15 protein-coding genes are annotated in these 17,408 nt (G+C 48.0%); 14 read left to right on the plus strand and 1 reads right to left on the minus strand.

Translation table 11 applies throughout. The features are described from left to right. Positions 1–46 precede the first annotated feature (46 nt). Complete coding sequence (locus ACE3K2_RS08390; RefSeq protein WP_421888847.1) at positions 47–637, plus strand: DUF2062 domain-containing protein; 591 nt, start codon at positions 47–49, stop codon at positions 635–637. Here ACE3K2_RS08390 and ACE3K2_RS08395 read toward each other — a convergent pair. Continuing rightward, positions 615–1,544, minus strand: a complete 930-nt coding sequence (locus ACE3K2_RS08395) for an AEC family transporter (RefSeq protein WP_421888849.1) — start codon at positions 1,542–1,544, stop codon at positions 615–617. The two genes, ACE3K2_RS08390 and ACE3K2_RS08395, sit on opposite strands and share 23 nt — an antisense overlap. A gap of 213 nt (positions 1,545–1,757) precedes the next feature. Between ACE3K2_RS08395 and ACE3K2_RS08400 the strand changes: the two genes are divergently transcribed. The 13 genes from ACE3K2_RS08400 to ACE3K2_RS08460 all read left to right on the plus strand — a co-directional run bounded on the left by ACE3K2_RS08400 (position 1,758) and on the right by ACE3K2_RS08460 (position 17,361). Next, a complete protein-coding gene (locus tag ACE3K2_RS08400) occupies positions 1,758–2,840 on the plus strand; it encodes a lactonase family protein (protein ID WP_421888850.1) in 1,083 nt (360 codons plus the stop codon). Positions 2,841–3,203: 363 nt separating this feature from the next. Beyond that, positions 3,204–3,836, plus strand: coding sequence for a 3-hexulose-6-phosphate synthase (hxlA, locus tag ACE3K2_RS08405; protein WP_421891088.1), 633 nt, complete (start codon positions 3,204–3,206; stop codon positions 3,834–3,836). A 4-nt stretch (positions 3,837–3,840) separates the two neighbouring features. Beyond that, positions 3,841–4,404, plus strand: coding sequence for a 6-phospho-3-hexuloisomerase (hxlB, locus tag ACE3K2_RS08410; RefSeq protein ID WP_421888852.1), 564 nt, complete (start codon positions 3,841–3,843; stop codon positions 4,402–4,404). Between the two features lie 270 nt (positions 4,405–4,674). Continuing rightward, positions 4,675–5,034 carry a winged helix-turn-helix transcriptional regulator gene (locus ACE3K2_RS08415; protein WP_062833989.1) on the plus strand — a complete coding sequence of 120 codons (360 nt, stop codon included), beginning with the start codon at positions 4,675–4,677 and terminating at the stop codon, positions 5,032–5,034. A 410-nt stretch (positions 5,035–5,444) separates the two neighbouring features. Further along, positions 5,445–7,247 carry an oligoendopeptidase F gene (gene pepF, locus ACE3K2_RS08420; RefSeq protein ID WP_421888854.1) on the plus strand — a complete coding sequence of 601 codons (1,803 nt, stop codon included), beginning with the start codon at positions 5,445–5,447 and terminating at the stop codon, positions 7,245–7,247. Positions 7,248–7,356: 109 nt separating this feature from the next. Further along, positions 7,357–7,872 carry a DUF2500 family protein gene (locus tag ACE3K2_RS08425; protein WP_421888856.1) on the plus strand — a complete coding sequence of 172 codons (516 nt, stop codon included), beginning with the start codon at positions 7,357–7,359 and terminating at the stop codon, positions 7,870–7,872. 245 nt (positions 7,873–8,117) lie between these two features. Beyond that, the gene (locus ACE3K2_RS08430; RefSeq protein ID WP_421888857.1) at positions 8,118–9,611 is read left to right on the plus strand and encodes a rhamnulokinase; all 1,494 of its coding nucleotides are present in this window, start codon (positions 8,118–8,120) and stop codon (positions 9,609–9,611) included. A gap of 1 nt (position 9,612) precedes the next feature. Then, on the plus strand, positions 9,613–10,374 hold the full coding sequence (locus ACE3K2_RS08435; RefSeq protein ID WP_421888859.1) for a DeoR/GlpR family DNA-binding transcription regulator: 762 nt from the start codon (positions 9,613–9,615) through the stop codon (positions 10,372–10,374). Positions 10,375–10,479: 105 nt separating this feature from the next. Beyond that, positions 10,480–11,208, plus strand: coding sequence for a (Fe-S)-binding protein (locus ACE3K2_RS08440; protein WP_338594114.1), 729 nt, complete (start codon positions 10,480–10,482; stop codon positions 11,206–11,208). Further along, positions 11,205–12,725 (plus strand): LutB/LldF family L-lactate oxidation iron-sulfur protein, encoded by a 1,521-nt coding sequence (locus tag ACE3K2_RS08445; RefSeq protein ID WP_421888861.1) that lies wholly within the window; start codon positions 11,205–11,207, stop codon positions 12,723–12,725. The genes ACE3K2_RS08440 and ACE3K2_RS08445 overlap by 4 nt, the downstream gene beginning before the upstream one ends. Beyond that, entirely contained in the window at positions 12,715–13,440 is a 726-nt protein-coding gene (locus ACE3K2_RS08450) for a LutC/YkgG family protein (protein WP_421888863.1), read from the plus strand. Before ACE3K2_RS08445 ends, ACE3K2_RS08450 begins: the two co-directional genes overlap by 11 nt. Positions 13,441–13,590: 150 nt before the next feature. Beyond that, the gene (locus ACE3K2_RS08455; protein ID WP_421888865.1) at positions 13,591–13,872 is read left to right on the plus strand and encodes a hypothetical protein; all 282 of its coding nucleotides are present in this window, start codon (positions 13,591–13,593) and stop codon (positions 13,870–13,872) included. Positions 13,873–14,187: 315 nt separating this feature from the next. Beyond that, entirely contained in the window at positions 14,188–17,361 is a 3,174-nt protein-coding gene (locus ACE3K2_RS08460) for a bifunctional cytochrome P450/NADPH--P450 reductase (protein WP_421888867.1), read from the plus strand. Positions 17,362–17,408 lie beyond the last annotated feature (47 nt).

A 17,408-nucleotide genomic window follows, 5' to 3' on the forward strand; every position in this document is an offset into this window, starting at 1 on the left:
TAGACAATTCAAGTTGTCATTTGTGTAAAATAAGGAGTAATTCGGTATGAACCCACAGAAGCGCAAGACTAACCGCTGGGTACGTTTAACGCGTGCTATGAAACTGAACTTTCTCAAGTTGTTACGTGCTCCCGGAGGTGCCCATAAAATATCCACCGGATTTGCCATAGGGTTTGGACTGGAACTGATTGTGATCTCGACCGCTTCCCTGATATATCTTGTATTTTATCCGATTGTGCGACTGTCTGGAGGTTCGATGCCAGCAGCGATTGTTGGCAATGTGATTGGTAAACTTACCTTTTTACCTATTATCCTAATGCCGCTTGCCAAACAAATTGGGTCATGGATTTTGCCTGCTCACAGCATGGGACAGGGACTTGTAAATGAGAGTGCATTCATGGAGCTGTTCCGTGGAAACTGGTCGGCCGTGAGCGAATTGTTGCTTGGTGGACTGGATATTCTGGCAGGCATGTCCGTATTTGGTGTCATTCTGGGTGTGATTTCGTATTTTGTCGTGAAATTCTTCTACATTAGATCACTCAACCGGCGTTATGAACGCCGGCTGGAGAAACGCCGACAAGCGGATATCGCTTCGGTATCACCTCCGGTGTTAATCAGGAAGCCATCACAATCATAATCGGCAACATCAACATGGATGCAGCAGTTGTCCACAGAATGCAGCGGGATACAAACTGTGGAGAAGCGTTGAACTGTTCAGCCAAAATAACAGCGTTCACAGCGGTCGGCATGGATGCGAGAATGAGCAGCACACTGAACAATGTACCCTCGACCTGAAGAGCGGTCAGAATTAGCCAGGAGAGGATCGGTGCAGCTGCGAGACGCACCACAAGTCCAGTCCAGAAAGCTCGGCGCACATTAGGCAGCCAAGGCACCGTTACACCTTTTGGTCTGAGCATCTGTGCTCCCAGAATGGCGAGAACAACAGGAGAGTAACCCGCAGCCAGCATGGAGATCCCTCCATCCAGCGCTTCGGGCAGGCTCAGATTGGACGCACGCAGCGTAATGGCGATGCCGGCAGCATAGATGGATGGCATGCGGAAAACGGACAGAATCGCATCTTTCACCGTGAATTCGGATCTCGCGGCAAAAAAGATACCTACCGTATTAACAATGATCATCTGTCCAATAACGTAGACGGAAGCCTTGTCCAGTCCAAGCTGACCAAAGGCAAGCAGCACAAGCGGGAGCCCGTAATTCACACAGTTCGTAAACGTGGAGACAAGGGTGAGACCCGCTTTTTCGCTTGCACCCAGACGGAAACCCCGGCTTAACAGCTCGGCGAGTGCCCACAGGGCAATCAGATTAATGATGGAGAACCAGAACGTGCCGGTGACGTCCGTCCAGGTAATCTCTGCATGCAGCAATGTATTGAAGATGAGCGCAGGGCTCAAAATATAAAGGGAAAAGGTCGAGAGCGACCGCGTATCCCAATTCTTGAAGCGTTTTAACAGAATACCCCCAATCACGGGAAGTGATATCGGCAGGAATACATGGTATAAGGTGAGTAAAAAAGAGTGAAGCAATACATTTCAGTCCCTTCTGGATGAAAACCTATCTTATCATAGCAGAAGATACATCTCATATGAATGGATTTCAGTATGATTGTGTGCATTCCGTGCGTAGTTTAATCGATGATTTTACGGATGCACATGGACAGCTGATTGCTATTTTGATATGGCAGATTTATTATAGAAGAGGTGCAACAAGATTACATACACATAGAGGAGGAAACTGTAATGAGTGAATCAAAACGCTTGCTCGTACTTGCTGGCTCTTATGCCGAAACGGAAAATGAGGGCATTTATGCATATGAATTGAATGAGGATACAGGCAGCTTGTCCAAGCTTGATGGCATTGCGGGCGTGAAAAACCCAACGTTTGTCAATGTGGATACTGAGGGTAACAAACTGTATGCAATTGGTGAAACAGCGTCTGCCGAAGGCAATAAAATGTCTGAAGCTGTAGCTCTGAGCATTGATCCTTCTACAGGAAAATTAACATTGCTGAACCGGAATAACTCCATCTCAGCTCCACCATGTCATATCCAGCGTGATCCTTCCGGTAAATACTTGATCCTGTCCAGCTACCACGGTGGTCTGGTAGGTCTGCAAGCCTTGACGGATAACGGTGAGATCGGAGCGCTTCTGGATGAGAAGAAACATGAAGGCCAAGGGGCGCATCCTGAACGTCAGGACAAGCCACATGTGCATTCCGCTTTCTTCAGCCCGGATGGCAAATACATGATGGTACAGGATCTGGGTGCGGACAAAATCGCGATCTATTCCATTGATGCAGACAAGAATGAACTTGTGCTGCACAGTGAAACCAAAACGCATGCGGGTGCAGGCCCACGTCACCTGGCATTCCATCCGAATGGTCAATTCGCATATGTCATCAACGAAGTGGATTCTTCCATTACTTCGTTCCAATATGATGCAGCAGCGGGCACATTGACTGAATTGTCTACCGTATCCACACTGCCTGATGGATATGATGGCAAAGAGAATACAACAGCGGAAATCGCCGTTTCCAATGATGGACGTTATGTATATGGTTCTAACCGTGGACATGACAGCATCGTTGTATTTGCAGTTGATGCAGACAAAGGGCACCTGACACTGGTTGAGCATGTATCTGCTGAAGGGGAGCACCCGCGTCACTTTGCTCTGACACCAAACGGCAAATTGCTGATCGCCGCTAACCGCGATACGAACAACATCGTGTCATTCACGGTGGATCAGGAGAGCGGACGCCTGAAATACACAGGTCACAGCACAGGTGTATCCAAGCCGGTATGCGTGAAGCCTGTATATCTGTAATATTATAAATCTCTAAACCAGCCCGTGGCTGGATTAAAATGATAACGACCCTGCCATGTGGCGGGGTCTTTTATATTGAACACCTAAGATGATGGTTGCTGTTCTGTTGTAATCAGGATTAAAACAGACGATTAATCCTATCGCACAATTCACCTAACAACGAATAATTATTAATAGTATCGCCCAAGTAACTACCCCACTTCAAAGTGCGTACTTCCTGAATGGATAGTCAGGGTCTACAATGAGTGAGTAGCCAAAACAAACACTGCATGCATCTGAACAGATAAATTGGTGCAAGCTAAATATCTAGTTATTATTTTTACAGGAACGACCCATATTTGAACAACAAAGGAGAAATAAATGATGAAATTGCAATTGGCACTTGACTTGGTAAACATCCCTGAAGGTATCGCACTGGTTAAAGAGGTTGAACAATATATTGATATCGTTGAGATTGGTACACCAATCGTTATTAATGAAGGGTTGCACGCGGTAAAAGCGATGAAAGAAGCATTCCCTCATCTGCAAGTCCTTGCAGACCTTAAAATCATGGACGCTGGTGGTTATGAAATCATGAAAGCAGCTGAAGCTGGTGCGGATCTGATTACTGTGCTTGGGGCAACCAATGACAGCACGATCAAAGGTGCAGTAGCAGAAGCGAAGAAACAAAACAAACAAGTTCTTGTAGACATGATCAATGTACCTAACCTTGAACAACGTGCTCGTGAAGTTGATTCACTTGGCGTAGATTACATCTGTGTACACACAGGTTATGACCTGCAAGCTGAAGGACAAAGCCCGTTCGAAGATCTGCAAACGATCAAAGCTGCTGTGAAAAACGCTAAAACGGCTGTCGCTGGTGGAATCAAGCTGGAAACATTGCCAGAAGTAATTAAAGCACAACCGGATCTGGTTATTGTAGGCGGCGGTATCACAGGACAAGCAGACAAAGCCGCAGTTGCAGCTGAAATGCAACGTCTCGTTAAACAAGGCTAAGCTGATGAGCAAAACACAATATGCAGCGGACATCTTAAAAGAGTTGGAGCGTACGCTAAGCCAGATCGATGAGGCAGAGATGCAAGCGATGGCTGAACATATTCTGGCTGCGGAACAGATTTTTGTGGCTGGCGCAGGCCGGTCAGGTCTGATGGGAAAGGCTTTTGCCATGAGACTGATGCAGATGGGACTTCGTGTATATGTGGTAGGTGAGACCGTTACACCCGGGATCAGCTCGAAGGACTTCCTGTTGTTGTGCTCAGGCTCAGGAGAGACAGGCAGTCTGGTAGCCATGGCTCAGAAGGCTAGTCAGGCAGGTGCACCTGTTGGTCTGATTACGATCAAGCCAGAGTCCACAATTGGGCAATTGGCAACTACGGTCGTGCGCCTTCCGGCTTCGGCCAAAGAGGACACAGCGACTTCAGGAGCGGATGTAACCATTCAGCCGATGGGCTCGTTGTTTGAACAAGGACTGTTAATCGGCATGGATGCTCTCATCCTTACGATGATGGAAATGAAGGGGATGACCGGAGCGGACATGTTTGGCCGCCACGCGAACCTGGAATAGTCGAATAAATGTAAGACCGAAATCCTTTGATTGAGAAGGGTTTCGGTCTTTTTCTGCGATGCATAGTCACTTCATCTGTATAGGTTTTATAAGTGATTTTCAGTTAAACTTTGCATCTCGACAAGGCTGTAGTAGAATTAATAGATAGCTGTATCGAATGAATGTACTTATTACATCATGCATGGAGCGGAAAACTTACCTTATGTGAAGTATCCCCGTGATATGCGTAATATACACGATATAAGATTGAAGATGAGGGGGCTCGGAGCCATGGCAGCCGAAGTCAAGGAACGGATTAATCTGAAAGAAATCAACTGTGAGAAGGAATTGACCCTTGCGGTGATTGGTGGAAAATGGAAACTGATCATTTTGTGGCATTTGGGTCTGGAAGGCACCAAACGTTTCAGTGAGTTGAAACGTCTAATCCCTCATATTACCCAGAAGATGCTGACCAACCAGCTACGTGAGCTGGAGGAAGACAAGTTGATTGAGCGCAAAGTGTATGCAGAGGTACCTCCTCGGGTGGAATATACGCTAACAGATCACGGCCAAAGCTTGATGCCTGTCCTGCACGCAATGTATAACTGGGGTAAAAATTACGGTGAAAATGTAATTTGGAAAGAAAGCTAAATAAGTAATAGTTAGTAAAACCGCTAGGTAAATGGATTCTTCCAATACCCAGCGGTTTTTCAGTTACTTTTAAATTTTGCTCAGTGGATCAATAGTTTACTCCAAACGTAGCGGGCAGAAATAGACTTAAGAAGCGGAGCTAAAAGCTTTCTGAAATAAAGCTACATCGAAAGCATACGCTTCGCCTTTATCACTGGATTTTCACCTTTGAAAAAGGGAATCAAAAAATCTGGGGATAACAGCGATCGGAAGGTTGTTCTGTCATCGGAGTGGTAAGTGTGAATATTCTTTTAGTCCAATCTATATTCCCCTGAACCAAAAGTCTCATTATTTGCAGATGTCATGTATACATAAACCGATTATGATACGATGAGAGATATTGGAAAATGTAAGGAGGATGACAACTAAAGATGGAAAAAATACGTACACGTGCTGAGGTAGATCAGGAAACCACTTGGGAATTGAGAGACTTGTTTGTAACCGATGTAGAGTGGGAGCAGGAGCTTCGATCACTTCCTGAGGCTGCTGCCCAGATTGAAACGTTCAAAGGACGTCTGGGTGAAGGCGCTGAACAATTGCTGGCTTGTCTGGATGCCCGTGAAGCTTTGCAGGAGCGGATTGGCAAGACGGCTTCTTATGCCCGCTTGAAGCAGTCAGAGGACAGCACCAATCCGGTGAACATTGAGAATTCAGCTAAAGCAGGAGATATCCTGTCGAATCTGTCGTCGTCCTTGTCTTTTGTCAATTCGGAGATCGTTGAACTTCCGGATGGAACGGTAGAGCGTTATATTCAGGAGCTTCCGGGGCTGGAGCCGTATGCACGCAGTTTGGAGCGTTTGATTCGGGAAAAAGCACATCGGCTCACACCGGAAACCGAGAAGGTACTCGCTTCACTTGGAGAGGTACTGGATTCCCCATACCGAATCTATCTGCGTGGTAAACTGGCAGACATGACGTTTGACGATGCCCTCGATGGAGAGGATAATACTCGTCCACTGTCCTGGTCATTCTATGAAAATAATTATGAGATGTCGTCCGATACGAAGCTGCGCCGTTCTGCTTATGCTGCATTCAGCTCGACATTACATGATTACAAAAATACGTTTGCAGAAGGTTATGCAACCGAAGTGAAGAAACAGGTTGTTTTATCCAGGCTGCGTGGTTACGAAGATGTCACAGATATGCTCCTCAGCCCACAGCAAGTGAGCAAAGAGATGTACAATAATATTCTGGATATTATCCAGCAGGAACTCGCACCTCATATGCGCAGACTGGCGGCTCTCAAGAAACGTGAGCTGGGTCTGGACAAGCTGATGTTCTGTGATCTGAAGGCCCCGCTTGATCCTGAATTTAGCCCTGCCATTACATATGACGAGGCTTGCACACTCATTCGAGAAGCCCTTGATGTACTTGGGCCGGAGTATGGCGAGATCGTAGAGCGCGCATTTAGTGAACGCTGGGTGGATTACGCAGATAATGCGGGCAAATCCACAGGGGCATTTTGTTCCTCTATATATGGTTCGCACTCTTATATCCTAATTTCATGGGCGAACAATATGCGCGGAGCATTTACACTTGCCCATGAAGTGGGACATGCAGGTCACTTTATGCTTGCGGGACGTTATCAACGGCTCACGAATACAAGACCATCCCTTTATTTCATTGAGGCACCATCAACCATGAATGAAATGCTACTGGCAGATCATCTGTTGAAGCGTTCCGATAATCCGCGAATGCGTCGTTGGGTCATTTTGCAACTGTTGAATACGTATTACCATAACTTCGTTACGCATCTGCTGGAAGGTGAATTGCAGCGCAGGGTGTATGCACTCGCAACCAATGATGAGCCGATTACGGCGAAGACGTTAAGTCAGCTCAAAGGGGACATCCTCTCTGAATTCTGGGGACCTGATCTGGTGATTGATGAAGGGGCCAAGCTCACGTGGATGAGACAACCTCATTATTATATGGGACTGTATCCATATACCTATGCGGCAGGTTTGACCGCTTCCACAGCGGCAGCACAGCAGATTCGGGAAGAAGGACAGCCGGCGGTAGATCGCTGGCTTGAAGCACTCAAAGCGGGTGGAAGTCTCACACCGCAGGAGTTAATGAAGCTTGCGGGTGTGGATATGTCCGGACCTGAGCCAATTCGCTCTGCGGTTGCATATGTCGGCAGTCTGGTCGACGAACTTGAACGTCTGTATTCCTGATCTGGTTCATATAGTATACGGACAAGGCAGAACGGGTTGTCTGCATGCACCGCCTTCCTTGCGTGGGGGCGGTGCATCTTATTTTGCAAGGGGAAAGGAACGATGATGAATGGCGTTAACAAGCGTGTCCTCATCGATGGGCCGATTAAGCGTGGACGGCTTTGGTGTGTTTGACGACATGAATGGAGTACCGGGTTTTGAAGGCAATCAGGGTGGTTTCTTTTCGGGATTGAATGAGTTTGGTGCCATGGGTGCGTTTGTTTCCATTTTTATTGGTGCCGTATTTCTTATTGTTGCGGGTGTGATTGTATATGCCATCATCTCAGGGGTACGCACGTGGTCATCGAATAACGCATCGGCCTTGTTAACCCTGCACTCAACGGTGGTGGCCAAACGAACGGAAGTTTCAGGGGGAAGCGGGGATAGCAGCGCGACTACCCGGTATTATGTTACATTCGAATTTGACAATGGGGAGCGTATTGAACTGATCGTTGGAGGAAATCATTATGGCATGTTGGTGGAAAATGATCGAGGGATGCTGACGTATCAGGGGACACGCTTCAAGCATTTTGAGAGAGATATACAGCCCCAGTCGGGGGTAAGCAAAGGCCAGTTTTATACTTGAAGCATAAGAAATGCGGCTCCTCCCAGATGGGAGAGAGTCGTTTTTGGTATACCAAAAATAAAGAAAAACCAAAGGGTATTCAAACGCTTACAATGGTGATATACTCGTAAAATAAAGTAAAACAGTATAAAACAAAAACAAACAAACAAAAAATGCAGAATAAAGTACAGGGTTACGGACTGAAACAAGAGATAATGTATGGAAGTTTGGAAAATAGGATGAGTTCGAAAGGTTGGTGAAGCGCGGTGAGTGTGCTGGCTTATGATTTGGGCGCTGGGAGCGGGAGAGCGCTACTGGGACATCTGAATGATCGCGGGATCGAAACGAGCGAAATTCATCGGTTCAAGAATGAACCCGTGAAAGTTGGCGAGCGGATGCACTGGGATATTCTGCGACTGCATCATGAAATATTGCAAGGGCTTACCCTTGTGAAACAGCAGGGAGAACTGCCGGAGAGCCTGGGGATCGATTCGTGGGGCGTTGATTTTGGTCTGCTTGGCAGTAATGGTGAATTGCTGGGAAACCCGTATCATTACCGTGATACACAGTTTAACGGCATGATGGATCAGGTACGCCAAGAGCTGACCTCTCAGCGGATCTTTGAACGTACAGGAATTCAGTTTCTTGGCTTTAATACCTTGTATCAATTGGCAACGCTCCAACGCAGTGGTTCCACGTTACTTCATGAAGCAGAGCGTTTTCTCATGATTCCGGATTTGCTTCGTTATTTCCTGACCGGAGAAGCGGTGAATGAGTTCACGAATGCAACAACAACGCAATTATACAATCCAACGGCGGGGCAATGGGATCGTGAGTTATTGGCACATATTCGCATTTCGGAGAAACTGTTCGGTGAAGTCGTGCTGCCAGGTACCCGTGTTGGACAGCTGCGAAGCAGTATCTGTACCGATCTGGGTCTTTCCCCGATTCCCGTAATCACGGTTGCCGAGCATGATACAGGTTCAGCCGTTGTGGCTGTTCCTGCAACGGAACGTTCATTTGCTTATCTGAGTTGTGGAACCTGGTCCCTGATGGGTACGGAGATAGATCAACCTGCGATAAGTAACCAGAGTCTGGCCTTGAACTTCACGAATGAAGGCGGGGCTGGCGGAACATTCCGTCTGCTTAAGAACATCATGGGTCTGTGGATTTTGCAGGAAAGCATGCGGGAGTGGGAGCGTCAAGGGCAGGGAATCAGCTATGATGCGTTATTGGCGAAGGCGGAACAGGCGCCTCCATTTGCCAGTCTGTTTGATCCGGATGATGAACTGTTCATGCCAGCAGGAGATATGACGACCCGCATTCGGCAGTATTGCCGTGATACAGGGCAAGTGGTGCCAGAGGATCAAGGTGCTATTGCCCGGGCAATTCTGGAGAGTCTGGCATTGAAGTATAGAAGAGTGCTGGAATGGACGGAACAATTATCCCGGCAGACGTTCAACGGATTGCATATGGTTGGTGGAGGTATCCAGAACCGCCTGTTATGTCAGTGGACTGCGAACTCCATTGGCAAGCCGGTATGGGCGGGTCCGGCAGAGGGAAGTGCCATTGGGAATATGGCTGTGCAGTGGATGGCAAGCGGAGCTTTTAAGGATATCTGGGAAGCTCGCAAAGCCATTCGTGATTCATTTCCGGTAACTGCATATGAGCCGCAGGACAGGTCCATTTGGGATGATGCTTACGGCAGATTTATGCGTTTAACGGCATCACCTACTTCACAAGCGGGGAGTGAATTGTAACATGCTGGCTGCTGAGCGGTATGACCGGATTGTGGAGATGGTAAATGTAAAGGGCAGTATGCGTGTATCCGAGCTTAGTGAGCGCTGCCGGGTAACGGAGGAAACGATCCGGCGCGATCTGGATCGGCTGGAACAGGCAGGACGATTGCGTCGTTCTCACGGTGGTGCAGTGAGTGTGAAGGAAGATCAGCCGGAGATCCCTTACCGGATCAGGGAAACAACCCATGCGGAAGAGAAAAGGCGGATTGCACAAGCGGCTTTGGCGATGATTCATCCAGGTGACCGCATTTTGTTGGATGCCAGCACAACGGCAGGTTATATGGCAGCAAAAATGCCGGATTTTCCACTGACGGTCTTAACCAATTCCATCCAAATCGCCACTGAACTTAGCAGCCGTGACAAGGTTGAAGTCATCTCAACGGGGGGCCAGCTGGCGGCTCGCTCGTTGTCTTTTGTTGGGCCACTCGCGGAGCGTTCTCTGGAAACGTATCATGTGGATAAAATGTTCATGTCGTGCAAAGGTGTACATCTCGAAGGTGGCGGAATCAGTGAATCCAATGAACTCCAAGCAAGGCTGAAGCAGAAGATGGTTGGCATATCCGATCAGGTCATCTTACTTGCAGATGCCAGTAAATTTGGTGTCCGTGCTTTTGCCCGGGTATCCGGGTTAAATGCAGTCCATACGATTGTTACCGATCAGCCATTGGAGGCTGAACAGACAGACCTGTTGAGCGGATACGATATTGGAATCATCACGGTTTAAACAGCGATCGGAAGGTTATTGTGTCACCGGAGTGTTCATTGTAAATATTCTTAGTCAATTTCTTAGTCAATTCATCTACTAATCAGTTAATAGGAGCGTGTAATTATGAAGGTCTCCTTATTCATTACCTGCCTCAGCGATGCCATCTATCCCCGAGTGGGGGGAGCCATGGTCAGATTGCTCGCCGCTCATGGTGTTCGGCTGGATTTTCCGCCGATTCAGACCTGCTGCGGTCAGCCATCCTACAATAGCGGGTACTGGGACGAGACTCGGGTAGCGGCCAAAACGATTCTTGAAGCGTTTGACGACAGTGATTTTGTAGTCTGTCCATCCGGATCGTGTACGTATATGATTCATCATTATCCCGAACTGTTCGCAGATGAACCGGTGTGGCTGGAGAAGGCGAAACGATTGGAAGCCAAAGCCTATGAATTCACTCAATTCCTCGTTCAGGTACTCGGAATAACCGATCTGGGCGCTCATTTTCCGCACAAAGTAACCTATCATCCATCTTGCCACGGCAGCCGTCTGCTTGGTGTGAAGGATGAGCCGATGGCGCTGCTTTCTCAAGTAAAAGGACTGGAATTGGTTCCACTTCCGTTTGCTGAGGATTGTTGCGGGTTCGGCGGCACGTTTGCCATCAAAATGTCCGATATCTCAGGAGCGATGGTGACGGAGAAGGTCGATCATGTCAAAGAGACACAAGCCGAAGTACTCGTTGGGCTGGACATGGCCTGTCTGATGAATATTGCAGGTAATCTGCGTTATCGGAATGAACCGGTGCGTGTGATGCATTTGGCGGAACTATTGTATGAGGGGGTGCAAACAGGATGAGTCAACCGGGAGTCATGGATACAACGGTCAAAGAACGTGCCGGACTGGCCTTGAATGATGATTTTCTGCGTAAAGCGGTGAAATTTACAACAGAACGATTGCGTAACGGCAAGAAGTCTGCCTCAGAAGAACATGGAAACTGGGATGAATGGCGAGAGCGTGGCCGTCAGATTCGTCTGCATACGATTGCGCATCTGGATTATTATCTGAATGAATTTGTGAATAACGCCCGTGCGAACGGGGTTCAAATTCATTTTGCAGATACATCGGTGGAAGCAGCGGCGATTGCGCTGGATATTGCGGCTCACAAGCAGGCTTCTACGGTGGTAAAGTCCAAATCGATGGTGTCGGAGGAAGTACATCTGAATCATGTGCTGGAGTCGGCGGGCATTGAAGCCATCGAGACTGACCTGGGTGAATATATCATTCAGCTGGCAGGCGAAGCACCCTCTCATATTGTCATTCCAGCCATCCATAAGAACCGGTATCAGATCGCAGAGTTGTTATCGAAGGAAGCAGGTGAAATTCTGGAACCGGACACGACGGTACTTGCCGGATTTGTTCGCAAAAAGCTGCGCGAGAAATTCCTCGAAGCAGATATCGGCATGACCGGCTGCAATTTTGCGATTGCGGAGACAGGTTCCATGGTTTTGTTCGAAAATGAAGGCAATGCGCGTATGGTATCCACTGTTCCAAAAACGCAGATTACACTCATGGGCATGGAGCGGATCATCCCGTCATGGACGGATCTGGAGGTCATGGCAACCTTGTTGCCACGCTCCGCAACAGGTCAGAAATTAACGATGTACATGTCAGGCATCACAGGTCCGCGTCGTACAGCGGATGCAGATGGGCCGGATGAAATGCACATTATTATCGTGGACAATGGTCGATCCCTTCAACTCGGTGATCCTGAATTCCAGGAGTTGCTGAATTGTATTCGCTGTGGTGCTTGTCTGAATGCTTGCCCGGTATATCGCCATATTGGAGGTCATGCCTATGGTGGAACCTATAGTGGACCGATTGGCGCGGTACTGACACCTGCACTCAATGGCAACATTGATGAATGGAACGATATTGCGGGTGCTTCAAGTCTGTGCGGAGCCTGTTATGAAGCATGTCCGGTCAAAATTCCGCTGCATGATATGCTCGTTTATTTACGTAGACGTAAAGTGGAAGACGGTCATGGAAACAAAATGGAGAGCATGGGCATGAAGGGTTTTGCTGCCGTTGTTTCCAATTCCAAACGCTTCAGTGCGGCCATACGTCTGGGACAGATCGGGCAGAAGGCGGTTGTACGCAACAACGGCATTTCTCTCAAGCTGGGTCCACTCAAAGGCTGGAACAATTATCGGGTTGCACCAAGTCTCGCCAAGAAATCCTTCCGGCAACAATGGAACAAGCTGGATCAGGAACTGAACCAGAAGCAATCAGCCATGGATTCTTCCGTTCGCAGCCGTATGGAGCGGATTATTCGTGAACGAGAAGAAGGGGAGGGGACTAAACATGGTCACTGAACATCAGCAATGGCTTGCGGAATTGGAGAAAAAGTCCATAGAGAAACAGGAGCAGTTCATGAATGACATTGCTTCGAAATTGAGAAGACCAAGGCAACGACATGCGCCGACCCAACCTTTCCGGGGAGCACCCGACTTTTGGACTGAGCTAGAATGGGATGAAGAGAAGCGTATTCAAGCATTTACGGATAACTTTGTGAGTGTAGGCGCACACATTGCCCGGGTTCAGAACATGGAAGAAGTATCTCAATTTATTGCCAACAAATCGCATGAACTGAGTGCCAAATATATCATTCGTCAGAATGAACAGGCGTTACAGGATCTCGGATTGGAAGAGCAACTTCCGGATGTACAGATCTCAGTGTGGAATAGTCAGACGGATGAGAACTGGAGGGCACGGGCAGCTGAGGCGGATATCGGTGTGGTCATGGCGGATTATGCGACTGCATATACAGGCTCGGTCACTGTACTTTCTTCACCGGAAAAAGGTCGTTCCGTCAGTCTGTTGCCTACGGTACTTATCATCATTATTCCAGTAGATCGACTATACACCAGATTGGGGGAGACGCTGGATCGGTTTGACAAAGCGGGAAGAGAGAATCTTCCGGCAGGCATTCACTTTATTTCAGGCCCAAGCCGCTCTTCCGATATTGAAAATGATTTAACCATTGGTGTACATGGGCCTGGTATTGTATATGGTCTGATTATGGGTTAGCTGTGTGTTAAGCGTGATTGCACAACATGATTTGGTAACTGTCCAGATGCAGCATTTAGCTGCTGAGGGCAGTTTTTTTGGTTTATTTTTTCATAGTTAAAAACTATCGAATTTATATTTATTATATATTTCACCTATTACTAGTAGGGGGTGGAGAAAATTAAGGTCGTAGGGCAATCGATGCATCCGTTGTTCCGTTACCTGACTGAAGAAGCGCCGTTTCAAGGCTATGATCTGGATACGCAAGAAGGACAGTGGATGGACACTTTTGTGAAAGAGAAGCATCCTGAATTGTACCGAGGAGACGGGATCAAATGGAATTTCACCAAATTCCTGATCGACCGCAGTGGGAATATTCATGGCCGGTATGAAACGACAGTTGCTCCAATGGAGATGGAGTCGGCTATTCAGATTCTGTTAAAAGATTCATAAGTTTACCGCAATCCATGTCCTGAGGTCCTATGACTTTGGGACTGTTGAAGATTGGAACTGGAAATGTTAGGGTAAAAGGAGATAACAAGTTCATCCATTTTTTTTAATCAAAAATGACCAGTATACCATTTCGGTCAGTTAGTTCTTTATCGTTTTATCGTTATCTGGATGAAATATGAAATTGTGCAAAAAATAACTTGAATCTGTTGATTTGAAGATGAAGTGTGATCTGAAGGTTAAGTGCAATTGCGTATGTAATCAAGTCATTATTTTTATAGTTGTAAAACTCTTAACTTGGAAAAAGGAGTGAGCGTCATGCCACCAATTTCAGTGCCTCAACCCAAAACATTTGGCCCGCTGGGCAATTTGCCGCAATTAAACTTTGAAGAGCCAGTGCAATCTCTGGTGAAGCTGGCTGAAGAATATGGACCGATCTTTCGTATGGAGTATCCCGGGCGAAGTGAATTGTATATTTCAGGTCACGAACTGGTCGCCGAGGTAACGGATGAATCCAAATTCGACAAACGGGTGTGGGCACCCCTTGCGAAGGTTCGTGCTTTTGCAGGAGATGGATTATTTACGAGTTGGACGGAAGAGCCAAATTGGAAAAAAGCCCATAATGTCCTGCTTCCAAGTTTCAGTCAACGTGCCATGCAGGGATATCACAACAAAATGATTGACCTGGCTGTGCAGTTGGTTCAGAAATGGTCACGATTGAATCCGGATGAGACGGTTAACGTTCCGGATGATATGACACGTCTTACGCTTGACACGATTGGACTCTGTGGTTTCAACTATCGGTTTAACAGCTTCTACCGGGAAGAACCACATCCATTCATTACAAGCATGGTACGTGCGCTGGACGAATCCATGAGTTCATTGCAGCGACTGCGTCTGCAAGACAAACTGATGATTACCAAAAAGAAACAATTTGAACAGGATATCCGTTCGATGTTCTCCTTGGTGGATCACATTATTGCCGAGCGCAAAGCGAAACCGCAGGAAGGCGCAGATGATCTGTTGTCCCACATGCTCAGCGGCAAGGACCCGGAAACGGGAGAAACACTGGATGATGAGAACATCCGTTATCAGATTATTACCTTCCTGATCGCTGGACATGAGACCACAAGTGGTCTGTTATCCTTCGCCGTTTATTATCTGATGAAGAATCCGGATACACTGGCTAAGGCTCAGGCAGAAGTGGATCAGATTCTGAAAGATCCGGTTCCAACGTATAACCAGGTTCGCAATCTGAAGTACGTTCGCATGGTTTTGAACGAAGCATTGCGGTTATGGCCAACGGCCCCGGCATTTTCCTTGTATGCCAAAGAGGACACGGTACTTGCGGGTCAATATCCTTTGCAAAAAGGAGACAGCGTCAGTGTACTTATTCCCAAGCTGCATCGCGACCGCGAAGCATGGGGAGACGACGTAGAGGAATTCCGCCCGGAACGGTTCGAAGATCCGAGTAAAGTGCCGCATGATGCGTATAAACCTTTTGGTAATGGTCAACGGGCTTGCATTGGTCAGCAGTTTGCACTTCAGGAAGCAACGTTGGTACTGGGCATGGTGCTGAAGCATTTTGACTTCATCGATCATTCGGATTATCAGTTAAAGGTAAAAGAAACGCTGACGCTTAAACCGGATAACTTCACCATTCGTGTACGTGCGCGTGGGGGACAGCCCGTCATGGCCGTTCCGGGTGTAGCGGTTGAAGAACCAAAGCCGGTTGCCAAAAAAACAGAGCCGGATGCAGCGAATGCCCACCACACACCGATGCTTGTTCTGTATGGTTCCAATCTGGGGACTGCGGAAGGCATTGCTCGTGAAATTGCGGATACTGCCAGATATCAGGGGTTCCGCAGTGAGGTCGCTGCGCTGGATGATCGTGTTGGCAAACTGCCGAAGGAGGGTGCCGTTATTATTGTCAGTGCATCCTACAATGGTCAGCCGCCAAGTAATGCCAAGATGTTTGTCGAGTGGATTGAACATGCGGATGCTGATGAATTCAAAGGGGTGCGTTTCGCCGTTCTTGGATGTGGTGACCACAACTGGGCCAGTACCTATCAGCGTATTCCTCGTTTAATAGATGAACAATTGTCTTCGAGAGGAGCAGAGCGGTTATCGCCCTTGGGTGAGTCCGATGCAAGCGGTGATTTTGAGAAACAGGTGGGGGATTGGACGGAGCAATTATGGCCGGATCTTGCACGAACAATGGGACTGAAACTGAACACAAGCTCCAATAGCGAACGCAGTTCACTATCTGTACAGTTTGTTAGCGGACTCGCTGTAACACCGCTTGCAGATACGTATGATGCACATGTGGCAGAAGTGCTGGAGAACAGGGAGCTTCACGATCCGGGCAGTGAACGCAGCACACGTCACCTGGAGATCCAATTGCCTGAAGGCATCACCTACAAGGAAGGGGACCATCTGGGTATTCTGCCACAGAATCCGCCGGAGCTGGTGGAACGTGTACTGCGTCGATATGGATTTACCGGAACGGAGCATCTTGTTCTGGATGCATCCGGTCGGAGTGCCGCGCATCTGCCGCTGCATCAACCGGTGAACCTGTATGATCTCCTCAGTCATAGCGTTGAGCTTCAGGAAGCGGCAACTCGTGCACAGTTGAGAGAGATGGCAGCATACACGGTATGTCCACCGCATAAGAAGGAACTTGAAGCGTTGCTTGATGAATCGGTGTATAAGGATCAAGTTCGGAATAAACGGATCTCCATGCTGGATTATCTGGTGAAATATGAGGCATGTGAACTGCCGTTTGAGCGCTTCCTTGAACTATTGCCTTCACTAAAAGCCAGATATTATTCGATCTCCAGTTCACCTCGTGTTCAGCCTGACCAGGCAAGTATTACGGTGAGTGTAGTGCGTGCCCCGGCATGGAGTGGACAGGGAGAATATAAAGGCATTGCGTCCAACTATCTGGCTAACCTGAAACCGGGTGACGAGATCGTCATGTTCACGCGGACACCGGAATCCGGTTTCCAACTGCCGGAAGATCCACAGGTTCCCGTCATCATGGTAGGTCCCGGTACAGGTGTTGCTCCATTCCGAGGTTTCTTGCAGGCGAGACATGTATTGAAGCAGCAGGGTCAAGCCGTTGGGGAAGCCCATCTGTACTTTGGATGCCGGAATCCCGAACATGATTATCTGTACAAAAATGAACTGGAAGCCGCCCAGCAAGAAGGGCTTGTAGAGCTTCACACGGCCTTCTCCCGTGTAGACGGTGAGGAGAAATGTTATGTACAACATCTGATGAGAGACGATGCCCGTCATCTGATTCCTTTGTTTGAAGCGGGTGCGCATCTGTATATCTGCGGAGACGGCAGCAAAATGGCACCCGATGTGGAAGCCACACTCCAGCATGCATACGCTGAACTTCATGGCAAATCCACAAAGGAAGCAGAAGATTGGCTTAATCAGCTTCAGCAGGAAGGTCGTTATGCCAAGGACGTATGGACAGGCATCTGATGTACACATATGAAGGGGCAGCTTGATCCGTGACTGGCTTAGCGGTG

The organism is Paenibacillus sp., assembly GCF_048976745.1.
In the GTDB taxonomy this organism is placed as follows: domain Bacteria; phylum Bacillota; class Bacilli; order Paenibacillales; family Paenibacillaceae; genus Paenibacillus.

Excerpts from the sequence above, each read along its gene's own strand:
- ACE3K2_RS08390 (WP_421888847.1), top strand. The coding sequence starts at position 47 with ATGAACCCACAGAAGCGCAAGACTAACCGCTGGGTACGTTTAACGCGT.
- ACE3K2_RS08400 (WP_421888850.1), top strand. The coding sequence starts at position 1,758 with ATGAGTGAATCAAAACGCTTGCTCGTACTTGCTGGCTCTTATGCCGAA.
- hxlA (WP_421891088.1), top strand. The coding sequence starts at position 3,204 with ATGAAATTGCAATTGGCACTTGACTTGGTAAACATCCCTGAAGGTATC.
- hxlB (WP_421888852.1), top strand. The coding sequence starts at position 3,841 with ATGAGCAAAACACAATATGCAGCGGACATCTTAAAAGAGTTGGAGCGT.
- ACE3K2_RS08415 (WP_062833989.1), top strand. The coding sequence starts at position 4,675 with ATGGCAGCCGAAGTCAAGGAACGGATTAATCTGAAAGAAATCAACTGT.
- pepF (WP_421888854.1), top strand. The coding sequence starts at position 5,445 with ATGGAAAAAATACGTACACGTGCTGAGGTAGATCAGGAAACCACTTGG.
- ACE3K2_RS08425 (WP_421888856.1), top strand. The coding sequence starts at position 7,357 with ATGGCGTTAACAAGCGTGTCCTCATCGATGGGCCGATTAAGCGTGGAC.
- ACE3K2_RS08435 (WP_421888859.1), top strand. The coding sequence starts at position 9,613 with ATGCTGGCTGCTGAGCGGTATGACCGGATTGTGGAGATGGTAAATGTA.
- ACE3K2_RS08440 (WP_338594114.1), top strand. The coding sequence starts at position 10,480 with ATGAAGGTCTCCTTATTCATTACCTGCCTCAGCGATGCCATCTATCCC.
- ACE3K2_RS08445 (WP_421888861.1), top strand. The coding sequence starts at position 11,205 with ATGAGTCAACCGGGAGTCATGGATACAACGGTCAAAGAACGTGCCGGA.
- ACE3K2_RS08450 (WP_421888863.1), top strand. The coding sequence starts at position 12,715 with ATGGTCACTGAACATCAGCAATGGCTTGCGGAATTGGAGAAAAAGTCC.
- ACE3K2_RS08460 (WP_421888867.1), top strand. The coding sequence starts at position 14,188 with ATGCCACCAATTTCAGTGCCTCAACCCAAAACATTTGGCCCGCTGGGC.